Here is a 26,006-nt window from a genome sequence, read left to right on the forward strand (position 1 = left end):
AGCAAACAGAAGCTCTCACTATTTCTAGCGATCAATACCCATTATTGTCATCTAGCATGGATCTGTTCACTGGATGTTAATGGTCTTTTTATTTCTGGACATCTTCTTTATAATCACAATCACTACAGATGATTTGCTTACCACCCTTAACTTTTTTCTCCACTAAGTAATGGTCACATTTTGGACAATTGCGGGCGATCGGTTTATCCCACGAGGTAAACTCACAATCAGGATAACGACTACAGCCATAAAACAAGCGGTTTTTCTTCGATTTACGCTCAATGACTTCCCCTTCTTTACAAGTCGGGCATTTAACGCCAATCTCTTTGACAATCGCCATGGTATTACGGCAGTCTGGAAAGTTACTACAAGCATAAAATTTTCCATAACGACCTAGCTTAATAACCATCGGATTGCCACATAACTCACAGTCAAAGCCTGCAGGCTCATCCTTAATCTGAATTTTTTCCATGTTCTCTTCAGCTTTTTCCAATTCAACTGCAAATGGTTTATAGAACCGGTCAACCACTTTAACCCATTCTTCCTGTTCCTCAGCAATCTTATCTAAATCCTGTTCCATGGATGCCGTGAAATTAACATCGACAATTTGTGGGAAAAACTCGACGATTAAACCATTGACTATTTCTCCCAACTCTGTCGGTTCAAATCGCTTACTGACTAATTTAACATAATAACGTCGTTGAATCGTCTCTAAAGTTGGTGCGTATGTCGAAGGCCGGCCAACACCATTTTCTTCAAGTGTTTTGATTAAGGTCGCTTCACTAAAACGAGCAGGAGGCTGAGTGAAATGTTGTTTAGGTTCAAGGTCGACTGCTTTAACAACCTCTCCCTCTTCTAAATCAGGTAAAATATTTTCTTTCTCCTCTTTCCCCTCATCATTTCCTTCTACGTAAACTTTCATAAATCCATGAAATTTAATTTTAGAGCCATTGGCAACAAACATTACGCCATTTTGAACTAGGTTTACACGCATCGTATCCAAGACCGCAGGTGTCATCAAACTCGCAACAACCCGTGACCAAATCAAGCTATACAACTTCATCTGATCCTTGTCTAAGCGATCCTTCAAAGATTCTGGTGTTCGCATAATACTTGAAGGTCTAATTGCCTCATGGGCATCCTGAGCCCCTTTTTCACTACTGGCCGTCTTTTTAACTCCCACTGAGTACTCTTTGCCATAGGTGTTTTCAATATACTCTGCTGCCTCAGTTTTACAGACATCTGACAAGCGAGTGGAATCAGTACGCATATAAGTGATTAAGCCGACAGTCCCTTCTTTGCCCAGATTAATCCCCTCATACAATTGTTGAGCAACCATCATGGTTTTCCGTGTCCGGAAATTTAATTTACGAGCAGCTTCCTGTTGCAAACTACTTGTCGTAAAAGGTTTCGCTGGATTACGTTTTCGTTCCTTTTTGGTAATTTTCTCAATTGTATAATCCTTTGTTTTTAAACGTTTCGTAACCTCTTTAACATCAGCAGCGTTGCTAAGTTTGGTTTTTTTACCGTCGATTCCATAAAAGCCAGCTTTAAACTTTTTACGTTTCTTTAAAAAGTTACCATTAATGCTCCAGTATTCTTCAGGTTCAAAAGCATTGATTTCAGCTTCTCGTTCCATAATAATTTTTAGTGCAACTGACTGAACTCGCCCAGCACTCAAGCCTTTTTTAACTTTTTTCCAGAGAATGGGACTAATCGAGTAGCCGACCAAACGATCCAAAATTCGACGAGCTTGTTGAGCGTCAACCAAGTCCACATTGATTGAACGAGGTTCTTTAAATGCCGCCTTCACTGCGTCCTTTGTAATTTCATTAAAGACCACTCGATTCTTGTCCGCTAAATCCAAATCAAGTAAGTGAGCTAAATGCCAAGCAATAGCTTCCCCTTCTCTATCCGGGTCACTTGCGAGGTAAACTTTTTCAGCTTTTTTTGCGTATTTCTTTAACTCTTTGATAACTGGTCCTTTACCGCGAATGGAAATATAATGAGGCTCGTAGTTATTTTCAACATCCACGCCCATCTTACTTTTAGGCAGATCCCTAATATGCCCAACACTGGCCACTACTTTATAGTTCCTTCCCAGATACTTTTCAATTGTTTTCGCTTTGGCTGGTGACTCTACGATCACTAGATATTTATATGCCATGTAGTTCATTACCACCTTTTTCAATAAACTCTTCTTATTTAACTATGGAAACAAATTATTCATTAACCGAATCGTTTCAATCTTATGTCATATCACACAGGTTTGTCAACATTTGTTCCTTAATTAACAAAAAATTCATGATTAAAGAGATAATTCTTCTAAAATATCTCGGCTGTTGATCACACATTTAGCCCCTTGTTGAATTAGCTCCAAACAGCCAATGGAGTGGCCATCAAGAACACTTCCAGGTACCGCAAAAACATCTCTACCAGATTCAAGAGCCAATTGAGCCGTGATTAAGCTACCACTTTTTTGTTTTGCTTCTATTATAATGGTCCCTCGTGTTAACCCGGCAATAATTCGGTTACGAGCTGGAAAATGATAAGGGAGTGGTGCGACGCCTGCTGGATACTCGCTTAAGACAAGTTGCCGTTCCGCCATATACTGTTGTAAACGACTGTTTTCTTGCGGATAAACCACATCCAGCCCAGTGCCAATGACGCCAATAGTGTTACCCTGGTGGCGAATGGCAGCTTGGTGAGCACTGGTGTCAATCCCCTTAGCCAACCCACTAACAATCACATACTTCTCAACTAACTCTGGCATAAAATTACTGACAACTTGCTTACCGTAAGCACTAGCCGTACGGGAACCCACCATGGCTAAGGCTGGTTTTTTTAACAAATTCAAATCACCATGATAAAAAAGCGCCACCGGCGGGTTGTAAATTTCTTTTAAGTAGACAGGGTAATTCTCCGACAAGATCGTTAAAAATCCACCCCGTTGATAGTCTTGCCACAATTGACTATGTCTGCTTTGAGACAACTCAAAGGAAGCTAAAAAATCACTGCGGAAATTAGCTTTAACTTGAGCGATTGTTAACCACTCTCTACCAGTCCTTTTTTGCCAATCTGAGTCCAATGCGTAAGAAATTACTTTTAAAAGCCCTTTGTTGCCAATTCCCTGAACATGTTTCATACAATAAATAAAAAAATCAAGCTCATCCATAAAAAACCTCCTTTTAGTATCTATCATATAGATACGCTAAAAGGAAGTTTTTCATTTTAGGCAAAAAAATACTTCACTGGTGCAAAGGTTTTCCGATGGATTGGGCACGGACCTAATTCATCTAAACCAGCCAGATGCTCCTTAGTACCATAACCAGCGTTGTTTTCAAAACCATACCCAGGATATTGCTCGCCATATTCCTTCATCAGTCGATCACGAGTAACTTTGGCAACAATACTGGCTGCGGCGATTGATACGCTTTTAGCATCTCCTTTGATGATACTTTCCTGGGCGATCGGGACAGCTTCCAGTTTCATGGCATCTAATAACAAGTAATCCGGTGTGAATGACAATTTCTCAATCGCTTCTTTCATCGCCAATTTCGTCGCTTGATAGATATTAATCTGATCAATAGTTTGCTCATCGACGATCCCAATTCCAACTGCCACGGCTGTTTCACATATTTGAGTAAATAAAAAATCTCTTTTTTTCTCAGATAGTTTTTTTGAATCATTCACTTCTAACATTTCACAATTATTAGGTAAAATAACAGCTGCGGCAATTACCGGGCCTGCTAAAGGACCTCGTCCCACCTCATCTATGCCGGCAATTACTTGATAACCTTGTTGCAAGGCACGCCGTTCAAATTCTCTGAGCATCTCCGCCTCTTGCCGCATAGCTTCAACTCTTGCCAATCGTTTATGAAATGTGGCCAAAAGCGAAACAACGCCTTTACGCGAATCTTGCTCTAAAGCCAAAATATAAGGATCGTCGACTTGATGAATCTGCGCCAACTTCCCTTTAATCTCAGTAATTGATGCTGGTTTAGTCATCGTTAGCCACTCCCATCTCATCGTAACGATCAAGGGTAAAGCGGCCGAGCATACCGTCTCTCAGCTCGCGAATAATCATCTGGCTGGCGCGTTCATAATCATCTTGAAAGCCACGTTTTTTAGCTATTAAAAGGAGTTGGTCAACATCCGATAAAGCCGCTTCTGTCTCATTAAATTGATACCGACTAGCTAGCTCGATTGGATAATATTGATTAAAAAAACGCAAGCCATACAAAGCCAAATCGTCCATATGAAGTAAGTCGTCTTTAATCGCACCAGTCAAAGCCAATTTGCGACCTATTTCTTGATCTTCAAATTTAGGCCACAATATTCCAGGAGTATCTAACAGTTCTAAATCCTTGCCAGCCTTTAGCCATTGTTGTCCTTTAGTTACACCAGGCCGATTGCCTGTTTTCGCGACGTTTTTTTTGATTAAGCGATTCATCAAAGTAGACTTGCCAACATTGGGAATACCAATAACCATCGCACGCACGGCTTGTGGTTTCATGCCTTTTGATAATTGTCGGGCAATCTTCTCCTGTAGCACATCCTTACAAGCAGGCACAATGTTATTAATCCCACGGCCTTCATTTGAATTAAGAATCAAACAACGATGTCCTTTTTTTTCAAAATAATGTTGCCACTTTTGAGTTTCTCGACCATCTGCCAAATCAGCCTTATTCAACAAAACCAAACGAGGTTTCTGTTGAATAATTTCATCCATCATTGGATTACGACTTGAAATCGGCAAACGGGCATCCACTAACTCTAAAACGATGTCAACATACCTTAGTTTTTCTGTTACCTCTCGACGGGCTTTCGCCATATGCCCTGGGAACCATTGAATTGTCATTTCATACACTCCATATCTTCTATCTAATCAACCCAAAATCATGCAATGGGTAGTATACCATACGTGCTTTCCCAATAATTTGAGAACTTGGAATTTCGCCAAAAGATCGACTATCCTTACTTAAACGACGATTATCACCTAAAACAAAATAAGAATCTTTTGGTATTTCTTTTTGAGACAGTATTTCAGCTGTATCAAAATTAGTTGTATATTGATTACTGCTTCGTTTTATTTTAGCTTGGCCAAGAAAATCTTCTTCAACACGCTTCCCATTCACTAATAATTCATCGTCAACATACTGGATGTGTTCACCTGGCATACCAATGACACGTTTGATATAGGTATTGCCATCAGACAACTTAAAGATGATCACATCAAAGCGTTTAATCTGTGAAAACTTCTCATAGACAATTTGATCGTTTTGCCTTAGGGTTTTAGCCATTGAATTACCTTCAACCTTCATGGGAATGAAGACAAAACCTCGAATTAAGAAAACTAGAACACCAGCAAGGACGATCATTTTCAGCCAATACAATGTGACTTCGATTATTCGTTCTCTCATCTGCCACTCCCATCCTTTAACAGTTTCATTGTTACTACTTTCCTTTTTTCACTTCTTCTAGCGCTTTTTCATACGGTAAATCTTTTGCTGTTATCTTAGCAATCAATTTCAATTCAATTGCAGAAGCAGTCGCTTCATCAACAATCCCTGTTACTGATAGTTTTTCAGATTCCTGAACTTTCTTTACCGCAGCAATGGTGTCAACCGTATACGTGTCAGAATCAGCCGTGACAGAATCATCAATCCCACTTAACACCAAATTCAAATTTTGAATAGCAGTTCCTTTAGCGCCTTCTTCGTAAGTTTCATTACGATCAATGGATTTAGATTCATAGAAAGCTGGCAATTCAACTTTAACGCTTGGTTCGAATCCTTTTTCATGGATCCATTCACCTTTTGGCGTCAGCCACTTACTAGTTGTCAATTTCAAATCCGTGTTATTTTCAAGAGAGTTTACCGTTTGAACAGTTCCTTTGCCAAACGTTTTACTACCAACAACCGGAATCTTAGCTGATTCATTTAAAGCAGCTGCAAAGATTTCTGACGCACTAGCACTGCTTCCATTAACCAACACAACTGTCGGTTCTTTAATTTTAAAACCACCGTCTAATTCCTTACCAGCCACCAGTTCTTGCTTGTTTTCATCCTTGTCTTCGAAACTGACAATGGTTTTACCATTTTTTAAAAACATGCTGGCCATTGTCGCTACCTGATCCAATAAACCGCCAGGATTATTACGTACATCGACTATAAAAGAAGTTGCGCCTTCTTTTCGCAAGGACTCTATTGCTTCTTTAAATTCATCCGCTGTATGCTTAGTAAAGCTTTTTACAATAATATTACCAACAGTTTTATCCGTTTCGTCTAAAGTTCCTTTAACAGTTTCCAACGCAATTTCATCTCTGGTTAGAGTGACATCAAAACTTTCGTCTCCCCTTAAAATCGTCAATGTCACATCAGTTCCTTTTTTACCTTTAATCGTCTCCACTACTTCGTCTAAAGAACGGCCTTTGGTCTCTTTGCCATCCACTTTTGTTACAATGTCCCCTATTTTCAAGTCAGCATTTTCAGCAGGAGAATTTTTCATTGGCTTTTCAGCAATAACAGGTTGCTCATTTTCCAAACTCATCGTTGCACCAATGCCTTCAAAACTACCATCTATTGTCGCATTTAAGCTGTCAGCGTCATCGCCGCTAAAATAGTCAGAATACGGGTCATCCAAAGCCGTTGTCATTCCTTTAATGGCACCATCAATCAACGCTTTTTTATCAATATCCCCAACGTAATCGGAGACAATCGTTTCATAGGTACTGTTGATCTTTTCTAGGTCAGAGGAATGAGGATAACGATTGACTTCCCTTAACTCGGCCCGCTCATGTTTGATTTCATTTAATTGATAGGCACCTCCGCCAGCAATAATAGCTACGCAAATCAGAGAAATAATATGTCGACTATAAGGAATCCCGTTGTTATGTTTGTTATTCACCAGTTCACACTCTTTCCATCATATATTAAGCTCATATACAGATATCTAATAAATAATTGATATCCACTCAAAACTACTTTCTTCATTCTACCATAAAATCACTAAATTTCCCGTTAAAAACCCGATATCTTCCCAATAAAATCACAATTTAGCTCTAAATAAACCAGCCTTTCCCCATATTTGGAATAACGCCCAAAAAAGCCAGGAAGAAAATCTTCCTGACTGAATTGATTTTTTAGGTTAGGCTAAAACACTAGCTGCGCCACTAAAAATCATTCCGTGACGTGGATCAATTGTCACAAGTGTATTATTCGCGATAACGGTAGTCGCGTCTTTAGCTCCAACAATAACCGGAATCCCTTTGGCAATTCCTACAACAGCCGCATGAGAAGTTAACCCACCATCTTCAACAACTAAAGCGCCGGCTAAATCAATCGCTGGCATATAGTCTTTATCCGTAGTCTTAACCACTAAGACACAGCCTTCAACAGCAAATTTATTGGCTTCTTCAGCTGAATTAGCAACAACTGATGTTCCGATAAATGAATCGCGACCAATCCCTTGACCAGACAATAACTTAGAACCAATTAATTGAATTTTCATCAAATTAGTTGTGCCACGTTCGCCAACTGGAACACCAGCAGTGATTAAGATTAACTCGCCTTCTTTAGCAAAGCCTGAATCTTTGGCAATTTCAGTTGCCACATTAAACATATCATCTGTGGACTCAGGTTTGCCTGTAACTGTTGGGAAAACTCCCCATGTTAGGGCTAGTCCACGTGCTTTACGTTCACTGAATGTCAAAGCTACGATATGAGATTTTGGACGATATTTAGAGATCATTTTAGCTGTATGACCAGATTCAGTCGCAGCAACGATTGTTTTAATCCCTAAGTTACGGGCTGTATGACCGACAGATTGCCCAATTGCTTCTGTCATATCAGTTTTGCTGTATTTTTTAAGAGCAAAAGCATCTTGGTCTACAAGGGCTTCTTCCGTACGTTCAGCAATACTTGTCATCGTTTTTACGGCTTCTACTGGGTAATCGCCAGCAGCTGTTTCACCTGATAACATAATAGCATCTGTACCATCATAGATAGCGTTTGCCACGTCGCTAGCTTCAGCACGAGTTGGACGAGGATTTTTTTGCATAGAATCAAGCATTTGTGTCGCAGTAATAACTGGTTTACCAAGTTCATTACATTTTTTAATCATTAATTTTTGAGCGATTGGCACTTCCTCAGTTGGAATTTCTACACCTAAATCACCACGAGCAACCATCAAACCATCTGATACACGTAGAATTTCATCTAGTTTATCAACACCTTCTTGGTTTTCAATTTTAGAAATAATTTGAATATGAGTCGCATCATTTTTTTCCAAAATATCAGTAATTTCTAGAACATCGCTTGCGCGACGGACGAAACTAGCTGCGATAAAGTCAACATCTTGGGCAATTCCAAACTCGATATCAGCCGCATCTTTCTCAGTAATACCAGGCAAGTTAATAGAAGCGCCAGGAACGTTAACCCCTTTTTTACTGCCTAATAAGCCTTCATTTTGTGCAACCGTGACTAATTCATTGGCACCTTTATCAATTTCCACTACTTCTAAATCAATTAACCCGTCATCTAGTAAAATATGAGTGCCCACTTCAACATCGTTGATTAAGTCTTCATAAGAAACAGAGAACTTTTCAGGAGTTCCTTCTACTTGGCTCATGGCAATACGAACTGTAGAACCTTTAGCAATTGTAATTTTTTGACCGCCAGCCATGTCGTGGGTCCGGATCTCAGGACCTTTAGTATCAAGCAGAATCGCTACACGGTGACCGGAAATTTTTGACGCTTCGCGAATATTTTTGATGCGGTTGCCATGTTCTTCAAAATCTCCATGAGAGAAGTTCAAACGACAGACGTTCATTCCCGCATTCATCAAATCTACTAGCATTTCGACAGTCTCACTAGCTGGTCCAATTGTACATACAATTTTCGTTTTTTTCATTAATAAAACGCTCCTATATTCAAATTATTTAATAACAAAGTAAGGTATTACTAGAAAGAAATTTCTTGATTCAACGTATATAAGGATAGATCAGGATGGTGTTTGCCGTTTTCTAACGTGTCAACAATATCGGTTGCAACAATTTCATTATCGCGAATGCCGATACATAAGCCACCTTTGTTTTCTTTTAACAATTCAACAGCCTTCCAACCAAACTTACTAGCTAAAACACGATCGCGTGCAGATGGTGAACCACCACGAACCACATGGCCTAACACAGACACCCGTGCATGAAAATCACCATATTCAGCTAACTTATCAGCAAAATCATTACCGCCCATAACGCCCTCAGCTAACACAATTAAACAATGTTTTTTGCCACGGTCACGGCCTTCTTTGATTTTCTTAGCTACTGACGCCATGTCAAACTCATGTTCAGGAATAATGATGTCATCAGCACCACCAGCCACACCAGCCCAAAGCGCGATGTCACCAGCATTACGACCCATGACTTCAATAATAAATGTCCGAACATGTGATGTTGCAGTGTCGCGAATTCTATCAATTGATTCTAACACCGTATTAATAGCCGTATCAAAACCGATTGTAAAATCAGTTCCCGGGATATCATTGTCGATCGTTCCTGGAATCCCAACAGCCGGGAAACCGTGTTTAGTTAATGCCATGGCACCATGATAAGAACCATCACCACCGATGACAACTAAGCCTTCAATACCGAATTTCTTTAACTGTTCAATTCCTTTTAATTGCCCTTCAACTGTAGCAAACTCGGGATAACGTGCAGAATACAAGAAGGTTCCTCCACGTTGTACTTTGTCACCAACATCGGCAATTTCTAATTTGCGGATATCTCCAGCTACTAGGCCGGCAAATCCGTAGTTAATGCCATAGACTTCTAATCCATCGTAAATTGCTTTACGAGTAACTGCTCTGATGGCCGCGTTCATTCCTGGGGCGTCCCCACCGCTGGTTAAAATAGCGATACGTTTCATTCAACTTTCACCTCAATAATTATTTTGAAACTGCTTTAGAAAAGACGGTTAAATGTATATAATACTTAAACCTCGAATTCATTCTACCATTTTTTAAATGAAAAGTCTTTGTAAAACAGAAAAAATCATGAAAAAACATGAAAACACGCAGATAAAACCTCTATCACCTAAAAATAATATTTTTTTCATCCACTAAACAGGATAACTCATTTTTTAGTTCAGCAGTCTCTTTTACCCAAAATTCGTCAGATAAGGCAATTTTTTGGGCACTTTGTTCGTCAAAAACAATCACAGGATTATTACCAGCGTATTTTTTTAAAATCTCTTTGATCTGTTTCAAAACCTCGCGTGTTTCTTGTCCATTACTTATTTTTAAATAACAAATCTTTGAACCAATTGACTCTTTAAATGATTCTGCTAAAACAACTGTCTCGCCAATAATTTGCAACGCCTGATTATAACTACTCCTCTCCACCTTCCCTTCAACCAAATAAACTTTATTTTCATATAAGTCATTCCCAATTTTGCGATACGCTTGCGGGAATATCGTCACCGAAATCTCTGCGGTGGAATCATTTCCCTCAATAAAGGCCATTTGTTCCCCTTTTTTCGTGCGAATCACGCGAATTTGGCGACTGTAGACTAAAATGCTACTACGCTTGCCGATCTCCACTTGATCGATTGAGCGCGCATTTTTTACAATTCGCAAGGCCTGGTATTCATCCACAGGATGGCCCGACAAATAAGTGCCTAAGTATTTCTCTTCCTGATCCAACTTTTCTTCGATCGAATAATCTGCTACAGTCTCCTTCTTCAAACTTAAAATAGACAATAAATCAAGACTACCGCCACTGAAAAGAATATTTTTGATCATCCCTTCTAGATCAACCACTAATTGTTTGCGATTGCCATGAAGCGAGTCAAAGGCTCCGATGTAAATTAATGGTAAGATATTGTCTTCCTTTAACCATTTTCGGTCAATTCGCAATAAAAAATTATCCAGTGATTTATACGGACCATCAGCTCTTCTAACATCTAACACATTTCGAATAAAATCTTTGCGAATCCCTTTTAGCGAGCTAAAACCAAATAAAATTGCTTTTTTTTCCAGAAAGAAACTATAGCGACTTTGATTAATATCTGGCCCTTTAACTGTTAAGCCAAAACGCTTGGCTTCAGTGATATATTCCTTAATTTTTCCTAGATTATGTCTGACTGAGTGAAGCAAAGAGGCAAAAAATGGTGCAGGATAATGAGCCTTTAGATAGGCCATTTGATAAGCTATAAAAGAATAGGCCATGGCGTGGGATCGATTAAATCCATAATTAGCAAAACGCTCAATGTAATCATAGACTTGATTTGCGACCTCTTCTGAGTATCCCTGAGCGAGAGACCCCTCGACGAAATGTCGGCGTTGCTCATCAAGAACCGCTTTCTCTTTTTTACTAATTGCACGACGTAAAATATCCGCTTCTCCGTAACTAAAGCCAGCCATCTTGGAAACAACTTGCATAATCTGCTCCTGGTAAACAATCACCCCATAGGTAACATCGAGAATTTCTTTCAGATTAGGGTGAGGGTAATCAACTGGTACTTCTCCTTTTTTCCGCGAGATAAACAAATCGATATTATCCATCGGACCAGGCCGATACAACGCATTGACCGCAGCCACGTCTTCAATAGAAGTTGGCCCTAATTTTCGTAAAACATTTTTAATACCCGTCGACTCAAACTGAAAAATTCCCACCGTTTGGGCCTTACGAAAAATATCCAAGGTCTTCTTATCATTCATTGGCAAGTCTTTCAATATAATATCTTCTTGATAAACGCGTTTAATCTGTTGAATGGTATCATCTAAAATTGACAAATTTCGCAAGCCCAAAAAGTCCATCTTCAACAAACCAATAGCTTCCACATCACCCATTGTAAATTGGGTTAATGGGATTTGATTAGAGCCCAATTGTAGAGCGACCAAACCTGTTAAATCCTGATCACTAATCACCACGCCAGCCGCATGAGTTGATACATGCCGTGGCAATCCCTCAATTTTAACTGCAACTTCAAAGATCAATTTATTACGCTCACTATCTTCTACCAATTGTTGCAACTTGTGGGATTGCTTAAAGGCCTCAACTAACGTAATTTTCAAAACACTAGGAACAGCGTTGGACCACTGATTGGCTTCATTTTGAGATAAACCAAATACGCGGCAGACGTCTCGAAGAGCCATTTTAGCTGCCATGGTCCCAAAAGTAGCAATCTGAGCCACTTGATGATGGCCATATTTTTGACTAACATAATGCAATACTTCATCACGACGATTATCTGGAATATCCAAATCGATATCAGGCATTGTGTAGCGTTCTTTATTGAGAAATCGCTCAAACAATAAATCATATTCGATTGGATCTACTTCTGTAATACCTGTTACGAAAGAAACAAGTGAACCTGCGGCAGAACCGCGCCCCGGTCCCATGACTATTTTTTGTTCTGCCGCAAATTTCATAACATCCCATATAATTAAAAAATAATCGTCAAATCCCATATCGCTTATGGTAGACAGTTCAAGTTCCAAGCGATCCGTATAACGACCATCGGGATTCTTAACACGTTGAGGCAAATTTTCTTGGCAAATCTTGCGTAAATAGCTTGCGGCCGTTTCACCCTTAGGTACATCAAAATGCGGCAATAACGTCTGATGAAAACGCATCTCGAACTGACAAAGGGCCGCAACTTTTTGGGTGTTTTCTAATGCGCTAATTAACTGATTTTCCTGATATTTCTCTTTTAAATCCATCGCAGTTGACAAAAAATAATGACCAGCTTGCTGAATGTGCTCTGGTCCAATACGGGTTCCTTCGTCAATATGCTTCAAAACCTTTAAAGAAAAATCGTCACTTGGATTTAAATAACGGACATCTTGAAGAGCAACTGCCTTAAGGTGATGACTTGTTAAAACTTCTAGCCAATGTTGTTTACGCGGTTCTTCATAGAGAGACACCCCACCAAACAAACTCCCTTGATCAACTTGTTGTTTCAATCTGACAATCGCCTCATTAAGTTGCTCTGTTCGCTGTTCGCGATATAATGTGGCAATGGTCGATAGTTCATCAGGAATTATCACGACTAAGTCATGTAAATACGCTTCAAATTGACTGTAATAAAACGGTTCCGTTGCTTCTAACTCCATTTTAGCAGTGGAAATTTTTAATAAATTTTGATACCCCTGCTGATTCTTGGCCAAGAAGATCAAGCGAACGTCTTGATCTTCTTGAACAGATTCACGGTATTCTATCGTTAAACCAATTAACGGTTTTATTTCATATTTTTGACAAGCCCGATAAAACTCAGCAACACCTGACATCACATTTAAATCGGTAATTGCAAGAGAGGTAAACCCACGTTCTTTGGCAGCTTTCACAAGCTCATCAATGCGAATGGTACTCGCCAACAACGAATAGGCCGTTGTTACTTGTAATTGGGCAATCTCCATGTCACTTCCCCCTCAATCTGTTCTCTAGAGTATATTATAACACGAAAAGCAGCTTTCGTAATTTTTTAAGGATAACAATTTCCAGTAAACTTCTTATTTGATTTACTTAGCAAATATCATCTTCAACATTGGCACTCCTTCAAGAAACTTCCTCGAAAAACTTTACTTTCACTCAATTCTAAATTGTGTTAGAATATGTTAGTGAAGAGAGGTGTTACATTATGCGTTATGTCATAATTTTGGCATGGTCATTGATCTTAGGTCAAATTGTTGCTTATCTTGGTGCGGCTTTAAACCACGGTTTATATAATTTCCCTCAAGCTGTCATAGGCTCTGTCGTCATTGCACTTTTTGTGATTATCATTGGGGAAGTTTCTCAACCGAGTAAAGATACCTCAAATAATTAACTAAAACGTAAGTCTTCTTACGCTAAACTGCCCTTTTTTGAGAAGGGGCAGTTTTTTTTGAAAAAAAATCAGAGTCTGCGACATAAGCCAGACTCTGATTTTTCACAGATACTATTTAATAAATATGCTCCAAAAATCCGCTAGAGAGCGGAACAAACCAATTTTTAGTTAAAATCAATTTTTTTGCCGATAGTTCCCTTAAAATTAAGCAATGAAATTCCGATGTTCACAAGGATAAAACAAGAGGTACCAATAAAAACACCACCATATCCAAAGCCAGCTGCAACAGTCGAACCAATCATCGGTCCAAGTACTTGACCAAAATTTTGTGCCATTTGATTGAAGCTGAAAATCCGACTAACTCCCTCACGCGGCGTAATCCGACTAATTAAAGAATTAATCGATGGCATCAACGCCCCCGTTGAAAATCCCATCATAAAACGCAAAACGCCTAATTGAAAAGGCGTTTTAACAAAGGCCATAGGGAATATACACAATAAGAAAAAGACCAGTCCGCCAATCAACACATTCTGATTGCCAATTTTATCGCCGAGCTTCCCTAACAGTGGTGAGGAGATAAATGCCGAAACCCCTGCAACTGAAACAATCAAGCCGCTAACAAACAAGATATTCCCGCTAGCTCCACCTAATTGACGGATATACAATGTCAAGATTGGGCTGATACTGGTTATCCCAATTTGTAAAATAAGCGTTGTGATAAACAAACCAAAGAGCATAGTCGGATTTTTTATCTTACTAAAAATTTCTTTTGTTGAAATAACATTTTTCTTCTCAACAGGAATAAATTCTTCCTTTACAAAAAAGATGGTTAATACGGTATTGATTAGCAGAACGGTCCCCGTTATGAGAAAAACATTTTTAATCCCAAAAGCCCCTGCTAAAGCACCACCCATTAAAGGTCCAATTAAATTCCCTGCCACTGTCCCAGTAGCCAAAGTGCCCAAAGCCCAGCCGTTTCGCTCTTGAGGAACTTGTGACGCAATCATTGCCGTAGCATTTGGAATGTAGCCTGATAAAACCCCTGTTAAAAACCTCATCACCAAAAGCCATTCAACATTTGGCACAAAAGCCAGTGCTCCCATGGAAATAGTCATTCCTGCAGCAGCTCGAACCATCATCAACTTCCGCCCTTTTCTGTCAGCTAAATTCCCCCAAATAGGGGCTACGATAGCTGCTGCAAAAGCTGTCACACTGATGGACAGACCTGCATAAAACTCGATCTTATTTGCTGGGGCTCCCAAAGTCTCTATGTAGACAGGGATAAACGGCATAACTAAACTAAAACTCGCACCTGTAAAAAAACAACCTATCCAAGCAATGTATAAATTTCGTTTCCAATCGACTCGCATTTAATCTCTCCAGTATTTTTCTTTCATCACAATCACGTGATCAAAATTAGTTACTTATTCAAGTATACACCTTATCTGGTAACATAATGAAAGAGATAATGGAAAATAAGCAATTTCACTAAATTTATTAATGTTACCCAAAAAAATTGTCACTATGACAAGTCTTACGAAAATGGTGACGGTTCACGCGGATAAACTCAGCCCGAAAAAACATTTTCTTCCTGACTTTTGCAGCAAGCAATAATCAAAAACTTGTTAGTAATCACTTTTCGATTACTAACAAGTTTAACAATCCTTATACAATTATCTTCCAAAACGATCAAAATTCACCTTAAACTCATTAAAATGTTTTAGCGACTGCTCAGCTTCACTGTTAAACCCGCTGTTTACTAGGACAGCCACATATCTATCGATTTTGTCTTTCGAAGACGAGTAGTCGCGCTTAACATAATAATAGTAAGCTGAACACAAGTCAATACTTAACCCATAATATAAAAATTCTTTCCTCCTAGGCAAGGACTGAACCTTGACAAACCATTTGTTCGCTTCTTGATATTCACCAATATCATAACAATGGATAATATAATTGCTCAGCAAATTAGTCATTCTTTCAATGTAATTAGGATATTCCTGATACTTCCTCAAAGAATTGTAACAACTCTTCATCAATAATTGCTTTATCTTTTGATCGAAAATAAAATAACATGACGTAAAAATATTCATTTCATCTAAGGTCCATGACTCTTTTTTGAGTAAATAATCTTGTAAATAAAGAACTTCTTGATGGTTCAAATGGTTTTGATAGTCATCAGCAGAATAAGCTTGATACACCAGTAGGATATTAGCTAAGTATGCTACCACACGTTCAAACACTACTTTGCTTGCCCTATACTGCTGGTATATCTCTTCCAATTGCCGCTTATTATTTGCATTGGCCGCTTTTGCAAACTCGATCCAGATCGTTTTCTCTTTTTTCCCTTGATACCCACGATGAATAAAATGAAATTCTTCTTGTGACACATTTAACGCTTCCAGAACTGTTAAAAATGTATCATACTGAAGCATTACCTCGCCTTTTTCAAAACGTATGGCAAAGCTTTTTGCAACAACTCCCTCGTAAATCTCTTTTTGCAAAAAACCTTTATCTTGTCTTAATTTTCTAACGGTAACGCCATAACTTTCCATAACCCCACCTCTTTTTCTACTATAACTTAATAATACCAAATAAAATGTCGTTTGTATAATAGAAGTCTTCCAAAAAGGACTTTATTTATCCATTATTTATTTATTCCTCTGTACCACTCAAAATCAAAGTCAATCGCGACTACATCAAGAATTCGAGAGTCCTATATCCAGTACTTTTATGTAGACTAACTTTTTTTGAAGCAAGTTACCACATGATCATTGACGAGACCGGCCGCTTGTAAAAAAGAATAAATAGTGGTCGGTCCCAAAAATTTAAATCCTCTCTTTTTTAAGTCCTTGCTTATTGTTGTTGACAAATCTGATGTGGATGGCACTTGAGAAATATCAGCCCACTGATTATCTATTTGTTGATGAGCGACATACGACCATATAAAATTATCAAAACTACCATACTCTTTTTGAATCGCCAAATACCGTTGCGCATTTGAAATGGTGGCAGCAATTTTAAGTTTGTGTCGGATAACGCCTGGATTATTTAAAAGTTCCTCAATTTTTTTCTGATCATATGAAGCGACTATGGTCGGATTAAATTGATCATAAGCATCATTTAAAGTTTGTCTTTTAGCAAGAATCGTTGACCAACTTAAGCCTGCTTGCATGCTCTCTAGTACTAACAGCTCAAATAGGACCAAATCATCATGTTTGGGCACCCCCCATTCTTCATCGTGATAAACCTGTTCCAAAGGACTACTATTAGCCCAACTACACCTCTTTTTGCACATTGCTATTCCCTCATTTCTTCTCAATTTCGTTACTGCTTAATTTAAATAATATCACAAGTCATTATGAAAGAAAATAAAAAAGCGAACATTCATTCGCTTTCCGTTTTACAGCAGACTGCTAGTCTCTTCAATAAGAAAACAGTCGTTTTAAGTGATCATCCGAATTATGGCTTTCAGTATAATATTTGGCTTGGGCAGTAAATAACTCGTAATATTTCCCTGATTTAAGCCCCATTAAACTGTCATGGTTCCCATCTTGAACCACTCTTCCTTCATCAAAAACAATAATTCTTTGACTAAAACGGGCGCTACTCATACGATGAGAAATATAGATAGCCGTTTTATCCTCTATTAATTCATCAAAGCGTTTATAGATGTCATATTCGGCCACGGGATCCAATGCACTAGTCGGTTCATCCAATATGACAAAAGGTGCATCTTTATACCAAGCCCTGGCAATGGCAATTTTTTGTGCTTCTCCACCTGAAACTTCGATCCCACGTTCATCCAAATGCTTGGTTAAAACTGTATCAGTCCCCTGTGGCATTAAGCCAACTTGTTCTCTAATACCGGCTATTTCCAATGCTTTTTCAACCCGTTGATCATCCGGCGACAAATTAGTTGAGACGTTTTCGGCTACACTAAAAGAAAATAGTTTGAAGTCTTGAAAAACGACGGCCAATAGTCGCTGATACTCGCTACGGTCATATTTTGCTAAATCAATCCCATTAAGCGTGATATATCCTTTTGTTGGTTCATACAATCTGCATAATAACTTAATAAAGGTTGTTTTGCCTGAGCCATTCCGACCAACAACTGATACTCTCTCCCCGACCTTCAACCTGAGTGAAAAATCTTTAAGCACCCAAAGAGATGTTCTCGGATATTTGAAACTAACATCATGAAATTCAAGTTCATATTCATTGTCGTCCCGTTTTTCAACAGGTAGCGTTCCTCTTTTTAGAGGAGCATCATCATACAAAAAGTCATAGTAATATTGAATATAGGTAACAATGGTATTACCTACACTAATAGCTTTAAAAAAGTCCAGTAACACCGCCAATAACTGTTGCAAGTACCCTGCATATAAAATAACCGAGCCAATAGCAATCGCACCAACAAATGCTTTTAATCCCACGATAACATATAGTAACGCCGTCACAGTACTCGCTAAAAATAAGACCGTTCCTGTATAGCTAAAATCCTTTCCCTCCATTTTATAAAATAAGGCCATTGATTTAATATTAGATTGGTTTACCTTCTTGAGAAACATCTTTGTCCCTTGATACAATCTAAAGGTCATCCCGTTTTGATAATGACCTACAGTATGATGAAAATAAGTAAACTCTCGGTTAATCTCAACTATTTCATTAAATTGCTCAAACTTTGCCAAATTAGCTTGTTTAAATAAGCAGACACTGATGATCACCGGTAACATGATTACGCCTAAAATTAGCACTAAGAACCACCAAGAATTCACCCAGGTCATGCTCGTCATAATTCTTCCCTTTGCTGTCGATAAGCTGACTAAAGCCACTCCCGACACCACTAGAGCCACTAATAATTGAAATGAACTTGTCAACGTCTGGTTGATGAAAGACGCAATCCCCCCATTATAGTTTGTCCCCTCCGCAGCTTTTTGATAATTTTCCCGCATTTTCGGATCTTCTAAATTTGCATAATCAATCGTTAATAATCGTTTGGTAACCTGTTCATCCAACAACATGCCTAATTGACTTTGGGCATCATCACGCTTTTTTTGTAAATAATGAGACGAGACATTCAAGAGATATGTCAATATGACGAATAAGATCACTTTTAAGAGCAATTGATTGCTTTGACTTCCTTCCGTCAAGTCATTGACGATCGACCCTAAAAACCAAAAATCCAAATAAGGAATAAAGGTAATCGATAGGGCGTATAAAAAAGAATACAGTAACGTAATAGGATGGATTTCCCAGACTAAGTGGATTACTTTCAGATACTTCTCAGCTAACCCATTGGACTGTTCTTGACTCATCTTAGACCACCTCCTTTTGATAATAATGACTTTGAACGTTATAAATTTCAGCATATTTTCCCGATAAAGCCATTAATTGATCATGACTGCCTTCCTCAATAATTTTACCATCAGACAGAAACAGAATTTTTTGACAAAATCGAGTAGAAGCTAATCGATGAGAAATAAAAATTGATGTTTTGTGATTTGCCAACTCATTGTACTTCTCATATAACTCACTTTCAGCGATCGCATCTAAGGCGGCTGTTGGTTCATCTAAGATAAGGATCGGCGCATCTTTATAGAGAGCTCGAGCTATCATTAACTTTTGAGTTTCCCCACCAGATAGTTCCAAGCCATCCTCCCTAAGATATTGCTTCATTTGAGTGAGAATCCCTTCCGGTAGAGACTTAATTTTTGCTGCAATCCCCGCCTCTTCTAGACAATGATTAAGTTTGCTAGTATCATAGTCATCCGTCATCGTTACATTAGCGGCAACATCAAAAGCAAAGATCAACGATTCTTGAAAAACTGGGGCAACAAGTTGGTAAAATAGTTCGATGGGAATCGTTTTGATGTCGATCCCATTAACAAATATGTTTCCTGAAGTTGGTTGTAATAAACCACTTATCAATTTTACAATGGTTGATTTTCCAGCGCCATTGACGCCGACTAGCGCCACATTCTCTCCATTATTTATCGTAAAAGAAAGGTTTTTAATTGTATAATCACTTGCCCCACTGTAAATAAAGCTGACATTTTCAAAACGGATTGAAAGAGAACTCGCCCCATCTAAACCTTGACTATCAGGCTTACTTCCTGGTTCTAATCTTAACAACTGGCTCTTAAGTTCAGTAAAATGCCTAATATCATTCAACCCTTGATTAGCTTTCAAAACTAAATGACTGTGTTCAGCAATTTTACTAACATAATCTGTAACACTATTTAAAACAGTAAAAAACAACGTGAACTGAGGCAGTGTCAAACTGCCTTTGATTATGGACGAAACTAGTAACATATAGGCCACCAAGTTACGGAAAAAGACGCCGGTATCTTGAATAAATTGACTAATAAAGACTGTTTTTGATTCCTTTTTAGTCCACCCTAAACGCTCATCATTCGCCTTTTCAATATGTTTGTCGTACCAAGTATTCATTTCATATAACCTAATATCTTTACCATTTTCAATAGCATAGGCATTCTTCTTTAAATAATGCCGTTTTGCATCAATTTTTCCCCAATCATCTTTATGTTCTTCACGAAATGTTCTGACCCGTTTTAATGACATGAAACTGATGATGGTTGTGCCAATTATTAGAACAAATAATAGTGGGTGAAAAAAAGACAAGGTCATCCCAAATAATATGAAACTTACTGTGACTTCTACTAAGTAGTAAGACTGTGTGGCAAAAGCCTCGCCAGCAGAACTGTTTTGATCAATTCCTTCTACCTCTGCAATGTGCTTTATTTCTCTAACTTTGGCATTTTCCATCAGTTGATAATCCATCGTTAAAGATTTTTCAAACAACACGAGTTGAAGATTGGTTCGCACGCCTAAAGCGAATAACAAAATTTTAGTTTCAATGTATTGCCGCAATGTGTTGATCAGTGCCAGACCAAGTCCCATTGACGCGACGATGACGATCGTTCGGTTAAGTGACACTTGGTTAATCAAGAGATCAACCAAGGTCGCAGGCAACAAAACCGTTAATAATGATTGCCCCGCTTTCAAGATAATCCCCAAAAGACTAACGAAATAGTACTGGGGGTATTCATGCCAGACGCGTTTAAAATACCATTTGATATTATCCCTTAATCGATAATGTCTTTTTTCCATATTACTCACCTCACTTCAAAGTATAGCTTATTGACAAAAAAATAACCGCGTTAGACATCAACGGTTATTTATCGTTCACTAATGGTCATCAGGGGTAAAATAATCTCTGTCACAAATACTTCTTCTTCAAATTGTCGGTTGATCAAGCCGTCATACTTGGACACGAGTTGATCAATCCGCCTAATTCCCAACCCTCGCTTATCACTTTTAGTGCTTGTGTAAGAGTTGTCAATTGTTTGATTCAATGGTCGGCTATTGGTCACCGAAATATATAGTTGTTGCTTTAAAATTGAAATATACACCCTTAACATCCGTTTGTCAGGATTCTCAATTTCCTCGTTAGCTTCAATTGCATTATCTAATATATTTCCTAAAATCACACATAAATCAATATCGTTGATCAGTGGTTGTTTGCCCACAAATACTTTAACAGTCGTTCTGATATCCCGATCTGTTGCAATGGATAGTTTACTGTTAACAATGGCATCTAACATACTATTTCCAGATTTAACAATTTGGTCAACCTCTAAAAGCTTATCTTCTAGCTTCGCCAAATAGTTGGCAATATCGACTAACTTCCCCTCTTCAAGATATACCTTCATAGCCTGTAAATGATTATGATAATCATGTCGCCAGCCACGTATGTTTTGATACAAACTATCCACTTCTCCAATATAATTCGCCATAATCTGATCCAAAGAACGTGCAAAAATCATATCAGTTTCTTGAAAGAGATAGCGCAACAATTGATCAATAATCAGAATTAAAAGAAATGTCATTAACAAACTGATATCGGCTAACCAAATTGAGTTTGCAGTCATAAATAAAAATAGCAGCACTCCTTCAAACAGGCAAATACCAACCAAAATTAATGGGGTAATTTGTTGTCTAATCTTGTAGCTGTGACAAACCACACCTCCGCCTAATAATGTCGCCTCCAGATATTGACTATTTGTTATACTGAAAACCGTTGCTAAAATTAACGATATCAGTAAAATCAAATAGAAGACCGATCTTTTTTTGCGGATAATCCCCACACCTAAAACAACTGCAAAGATAACTAAGGCGACCTTAATATCTACAAATATGCTAACTAGGCTGATAAGGAAGAAAAACAACAAGCCCGCTACAATTTTTGGCTTAGTAATCACAGATTCAAAAGACACGTATATCATTAATCCTAAGCAACAAATTGCTGGTGAATTCACAATTATCTCATTCATTCGCTAACCCTCGGTAATGAGCTAAAAAAAGCTCTTTTACATGACGTTTTTGATTGCGGCTAACTGGTAAAACAGTGCCATTGGAAAGTAAAATATCCTTTTGATGAACAGCAGAAATAAAATTTAAATTAACTAAATAGCTCCGATGAACTTGTACAAAAATGTCTGTCAAACTCTCAGAAAATTTAACTAAACTTCCTTTACATTCATAACTACCACTCTGAGTAACAATTTTTAAGTAATGCCCTAAAGACTCCACATATAAAATGTCATATAAATACAATTTCGTCGGTCGTTGATTAAATTCGATAATTAGATGAGCCTCTTCAACTACTTTTTTCTTCATCACCCTTGACAAAATGTGTGTCATTTTATCTTCCTTTAACGGTTTCATGACATAGCCCATGGCATTAACTTCATAACCATCAAAAACATAGTCATCATAATTACTAACAAAAACCAGCGAGACGTCTTGATCCTTTTCACGAATCTTCTTTGCGAGGTCCATTCCACTAAGCTTTCCCATTTGGATATCCAGAACTAATAAATCAATTGGAATGATATCTGGCAACTCAAACAATAACTGTTCAGCACTTTCAAACATTAAAACAGTTACAGCAATCTTTAAAAACTGAGCTGCCTTTTTTATGATTGTACTGTTTTCTTCTCTTACATGATGGTCGTCTTCACATATTGCGATCTTCACTGACTGCTCTCCTTCCAGCTATCCTACTAAAGGTCATCTAACCTCTTTATAACCAGTATAACAAAAACAGCAACAAAGAATAAGTTCAGAATGAACGAAATTCTCTGTTGCTCAAAAAAATTAAAATAATGGCGAAATTACTTGGCACACCAGGCAAATGCGATGGCTTTTTCTCCTAAATGAGTGCCGATAACTGGTCCAAAATGACCTATTTCAATATTAATACCCGGACATCGCTCTTCCATTTCCAACTTTTCAAGTTCAGCCACTGCTAAATTATTCGCATGAATAATGAAGAATTGCATGTCAACTTTTGATTTTTTGTGTTTCTTTGCCATCAGGTCTTCCACTCTTCCCAAAGCTTTTTTGGTGGAACGGATTTTTTCAGATAAGACGATATTTCCTTCATCAAACTTTAAGACTGGTTTAATTTTTAATAACCCAGCAATCAGTGCTGCCCCATTTTTTAAGCGACCTCCGCGAACTAAAATGTTTAAATCTTGAACAACGAGAAAGGCTTCAGTATGATCTCTGATTAGCATTAATTTGGCGAAAATTTCGTCTAAAGAACTGCCTGAGCCAGCCATTTCCAGTGCCGATTGAACCATATATCCCATAGGCATGCTGGTAATCAGTGAATCAAATGCTCTGACCTCAATCCCTTCAATTCCTGGCGACATCGAGATCAAATTATTAACAAAACCAGATATTCCAGAAGATAAATGAATACTCACAACTTGAGTATATCCTTGCTTTGCAATAGATTGAAACAGTTCTAAGACCTCACCCACTGAAGGCTGAGAGGTAGTTGGAAATTCTTTGCTATTATTGAGTAAATCGTAGTAATCATTTGCTTCAATATCAACACCCTCGTTATATATCTTTCCATCCAAAATCACTGGAATCGGAATAATAAATAAATCTGGATGATTTTTTAATTCCTCTGTTAAATAAGCTGTACTATCTGTCACAACAGCAGTTTTCATAAACATTTCCCTCACTTTTATTACACATTACAAATCGTTGTGTCTTTACTATACCATAATTATTTGCTACTGAAAACCGCTAACTGACGGCCTTTCGATTACTTTAAAAAAGCAGCGATGGCTTGACTGTTGACAGCTTCGTCTATTTCTAAGACGCTCCCTGCGTCAGCGTAATATCCATCAGACCAAGAGCCATCTACCGGGATTGTTAATTTTTCTAAAGGTTTGGACAGACCGAACAGAAAATCTTTGCCAATACTAGGATAAAGCTTACTTGGCAAATTGGTGTGCGTGTATCCTTGAATTTTTCCTACCGCTTCTGGGAAATTCAAAATATTTTTTGCCGACAACCCTTGTGCAAAAATAGCATTCATGACCTGTTGCTGACGTCTTACTCGTCCGAAATCACCTTCTTCGTCCATTCTAAAACGCGCGTATTGCAGCGCCGTATGACCATCCATCTTTTGGACACCTTGACTGATGTTGACACCATCTAATTCAATATCCTTTTCAGCATCAATCTTTAATCCACTCGGCGTCAATGTGTCGATTATTTTGGGAAAAGAACCAAAATTAACGATAGCATAATATTCCACATCTACATTAAATGTCGCTTTAATCGTTTGTCTAACTAATTCGGGACCCCCGTAAGAATAAGAGGCATTAATTTTATTATACCCATAACCTGGGATGTTCGCATAAGTATCACGCATAAAAGAAATTAATTTTGGCGTCTTATCTTTCTTATTGTAATGAGCTATCATGATAGTATCTGAGCGACCTTGGTCAACTCCTCGTGAATCACTCCCTAAGAAAAGAACATTGACAGAACCATCTGAACTTTTTTGTCCAGAAAATTCCTGATACTCTTGTGGTGCAAAATCCTTATCGTTTTTAGCAGCTCTAAGTCCCTTGTTATACTCATAAAAGCTGTATGCCGCAACTAAAATAATCAATAATAATAGCAATTTACCAATAGATTGAACCAGACTTCCCCGCTGCTTTTTAGCCTTCTTAGGTTTTTTTGGTCCTTTTGGTTGTTTAGTTTTCGGCGTTTCTTGGACGGGAAGCTCCTCTTTTTTTCCTTGATTATGGAACCGTTCCATTCTTGACATAACTGTCACCTCGATAATTTATTAACTTCATTAACCTATCTAAGCATATAGGAATATCCATCATTTGAACAGTCCAAAGTGCAAATTTAATTAATTCTACAGATTTCCTTAAAAAAACTATTGCAATCTTACTCACTTGATCGCAATAGTTCTCTAATAGTTCTTATAACCCTTTTATTCTATGAACATGATAACAACCAAATTGTTTGACTTGTCCGCCTAAATACTGGATCTCTTCCATCGCATTTGCCAATAAAGGTAGTTGATTCGCTTCTAGCACAATGTCAATCAAAAAGAAATATTCCCCTAAGGTCGTTTTTAGCGGCCTGGATTCAATCTTATTAAGGTTAAGTTCACGCCAACTAAAAGCTGTTAAAGCTTTTTGCAAGGCTCCCGGAAGGTTGTTAGGCATAATAAAGCACAGGGAGGCTTTCTCAATGCTTTCACTGTCATTCCGCAAGTTTGCTTGGTTACTAATAATCCAAAAACGGGTTTTATTATGGCTAATGTCTTGAATGTCCGCTTTAACAATTTCTAAATCATACTCCTGACCACAGGCCACAGGACCAATTGCGGCAACCGAATCATCGTGACTATTAGCGACCATTTCGGCAGCTAACGAGGTTGAATCAGTCGCAATAACTCGCGCTTCTGGTAAATACTCCGCAATAAATTCTTGGCTTTGCGCTAACGCTTGAGGGTGAGAATACACTTTAGTTAGTTTAGCTAATTCAACAGATCGATCTTTTTTCATTAGCAACTGTTGGGAAATAGGCATGACCAATTCCCCTAAAATTGCCAAGTCAGCTTTATGATAAAGATAGTCCAAGGTTAAATTAACCGTTCCTTCAATGGTATTTTCAATCGGAACAACCCCAATAGGAATCTCACCTTGAGCCACGGCCTTAATGCAAGCCGGGATTGACCCATAAGAAACTAGCTCGGCATTCGAAAAATACTCTTGCGTCGCACTGTGGGTGAAGGAACCTTTTGGCCCTAAATAGGCAACTTTCATG

The 26,006-nt window shown here is 38.2% G+C and carries 20 protein-coding genes; 1 reads left to right on the plus strand and 19 read right to left on the minus strand.

The annotated features are described in order from the left end of the window. Nucleotides 1–88: 88 nt before the first annotated feature. From topA to dnaE, 9 genes are all read right to left on the minus strand, one after another. A complete protein-coding gene (gene topA, locus I6N95_RS11895; protein WP_209528074.1) occupies nt 89–2,167 on the minus strand; it encodes a type I DNA topoisomerase in 2,079 nt (692 codons plus the stop codon). A gap of 141 nt (nt 2,168–2,308) precedes the next feature. After that, a complete protein-coding gene (dprA, locus tag I6N95_RS11900) occupies nt 2,309–3,175 on the minus strand; it encodes a DNA-processing protein DprA (RefSeq protein WP_245249452.1) in 867 nt (288 codons plus the stop codon). 56 nt (nt 3,176–3,231) lie between these two features. After that, entirely contained in the window at nt 3,232–4,008 is a 777-nt protein-coding gene (gene rnhB, locus I6N95_RS11905) for a ribonuclease HII (protein ID WP_209528077.1), read from the minus strand. Further along, nucleotides 4,001–4,861, minus strand: a complete 861-nt coding sequence (gene ylqF, locus I6N95_RS11910) for a ribosome biogenesis GTPase YlqF (RefSeq protein ID WP_209528080.1) — start codon at nt 4,859–4,861, stop codon at nt 4,001–4,003. Before ylqF ends, rnhB begins: the two co-directional genes overlap by 8 nt. A 19-nt stretch (nt 4,862–4,880) precedes the next feature. Next, on the minus strand, nt 4,881–5,423 hold the full coding sequence (lepB, locus tag I6N95_RS11915) for a signal peptidase I (RefSeq protein WP_209528084.1): 543 nt from the start codon (nt 5,421–5,423) through the stop codon (nt 4,881–4,883). 34 nt (nt 5,424–5,457) lie between these two features. Then, nucleotides 5,458–6,909 (minus strand): S41 family peptidase, encoded by a 1,452-nt coding sequence (locus I6N95_RS11920; protein ID WP_209528086.1) that lies wholly within the window; start codon nt 6,907–6,909, stop codon nt 5,458–5,460. Nucleotides 6,910–7,149: 240 nt separating this feature from the next. Further along, nucleotides 7,150–8,913, minus strand: coding sequence for a pyruvate kinase (pyk, locus tag I6N95_RS11925; protein ID WP_209528089.1), 1,764 nt, complete (start codon nt 8,911–8,913; stop codon nt 7,150–7,152). 50 nt (nt 8,914–8,963) lie between these two features. Then, a complete protein-coding gene (gene pfkA / locus I6N95_RS11930) occupies nt 8,964–9,926 on the minus strand; it encodes a 6-phosphofructokinase (RefSeq protein WP_209528092.1) in 963 nt (320 codons plus the stop codon). A gap of 163 nt (nt 9,927–10,089) precedes the next feature. Continuing rightward, nucleotides 10,090–13,419 carry a DNA polymerase III subunit alpha gene (dnaE, locus tag I6N95_RS11935; protein WP_209528095.1) on the minus strand — a complete coding sequence of 1,110 codons (3,330 nt, stop codon included), beginning with the start codon at nt 13,417–13,419 and terminating at the stop codon, nt 10,090–10,092. Between the two features lie 221 nt (nt 13,420–13,640). Between dnaE and I6N95_RS11940 the strand changes: the two genes are divergently transcribed. Further along, nucleotides 13,641–13,826: a YjzD family protein gene (locus I6N95_RS11940; protein ID WP_209528098.1), complete on the plus strand. Its 186-nt coding sequence runs from the start codon at nt 13,641–13,643 to the stop codon at nt 13,824–13,826. 164 nt (nt 13,827–13,990) lie between these two features. Here the strand turns inward: I6N95_RS11940 and I6N95_RS11945 are convergent, their stop codons facing one another. From I6N95_RS11945 to pheA, 10 genes are all read right to left on the minus strand, one after another. After that, nucleotides 13,991–15,196: a multidrug efflux MFS transporter gene (locus I6N95_RS11945; RefSeq protein ID WP_209528103.1), complete on the minus strand. Its 1,206-nt coding sequence runs from the start codon at nt 15,194–15,196 to the stop codon at nt 13,991–13,993. Nucleotides 15,197–15,499: 303 nt separating this feature from the next. Beyond that, entirely contained in the window at nt 15,500–16,381 is an 882-nt protein-coding gene (locus I6N95_RS11950; protein WP_209528106.1) for an Rgg/GadR/MutR family transcriptional regulator, read from the minus strand. Nucleotides 16,382–16,566: 185 nt separating this feature from the next. Continuing rightward, nucleotides 16,567–17,124, minus strand: a complete 558-nt coding sequence (locus I6N95_RS11955) for a DNA-3-methyladenine glycosylase I (RefSeq protein ID WP_209528108.1) — start codon at nt 17,122–17,124, stop codon at nt 16,567–16,569. A 127-nt stretch (nt 17,125–17,251) separates the two neighbouring features. Continuing rightward, a complete protein-coding gene (locus I6N95_RS11960; protein ID WP_209528111.1) occupies nt 17,252–19,144 on the minus strand; it encodes an ABC transporter ATP-binding protein in 1,893 nt (630 codons plus the stop codon). 1 nt (nt 19,145) lies between these two features. Next, entirely contained in the window at nt 19,146–20,960 is a 1,815-nt protein-coding gene (locus I6N95_RS11965; protein ID WP_209528113.1) for an ABC transporter ATP-binding protein, read from the minus strand. A 68-nt stretch (nt 20,961–21,028) separates the two neighbouring features. After that, nucleotides 21,029–22,183 (minus strand): sensor histidine kinase, encoded by a 1,155-nt coding sequence (locus I6N95_RS11970; RefSeq protein ID WP_245249454.1) that lies wholly within the window; start codon nt 22,181–22,183, stop codon nt 21,029–21,031. Further along, entirely contained in the window at nt 22,176–22,889 is a 714-nt protein-coding gene (locus I6N95_RS11975) for a LytR/AlgR family response regulator transcription factor (RefSeq protein ID WP_209528116.1), read from the minus strand. The genes I6N95_RS11970 and I6N95_RS11975 overlap by 8 nt, the downstream gene beginning before the upstream one ends. Before the next feature lie 137 nt (nt 22,890–23,026). Beyond that, entirely contained in the window at nt 23,027–23,875 is an 849-nt protein-coding gene (locus I6N95_RS11980) for a DegV family protein (RefSeq protein WP_209528119.1), read from the minus strand. A gap of 98 nt (nt 23,876–23,973) precedes the next feature. Then, the gene (locus tag I6N95_RS11985; RefSeq protein WP_209528123.1) at nt 23,974–24,990 is read right to left on the minus strand and encodes an LCP family protein; all 1,017 of its coding nucleotides are present in this window, start codon (nt 24,988–24,990) and stop codon (nt 23,974–23,976) included. Nucleotides 24,991–25,153: 163 nt separating this feature from the next. Further along, a complete protein-coding gene (gene pheA / locus I6N95_RS11990; RefSeq protein WP_209528127.1) occupies nt 25,154–26,005 on the minus strand; it encodes a prephenate dehydratase in 852 nt (283 codons plus the stop codon). Nucleotide 26,006: the final 1 nt, after the last annotated feature.

It is taken from the genome of Vagococcus allomyrinae, assembly GCF_017829975.1.
GTDB classification, from domain to species: Bacteria; Bacillota; Bacilli; order Lactobacillales; family Vagococcaceae; genus Vagococcus_D; species Vagococcus_D allomyrinae.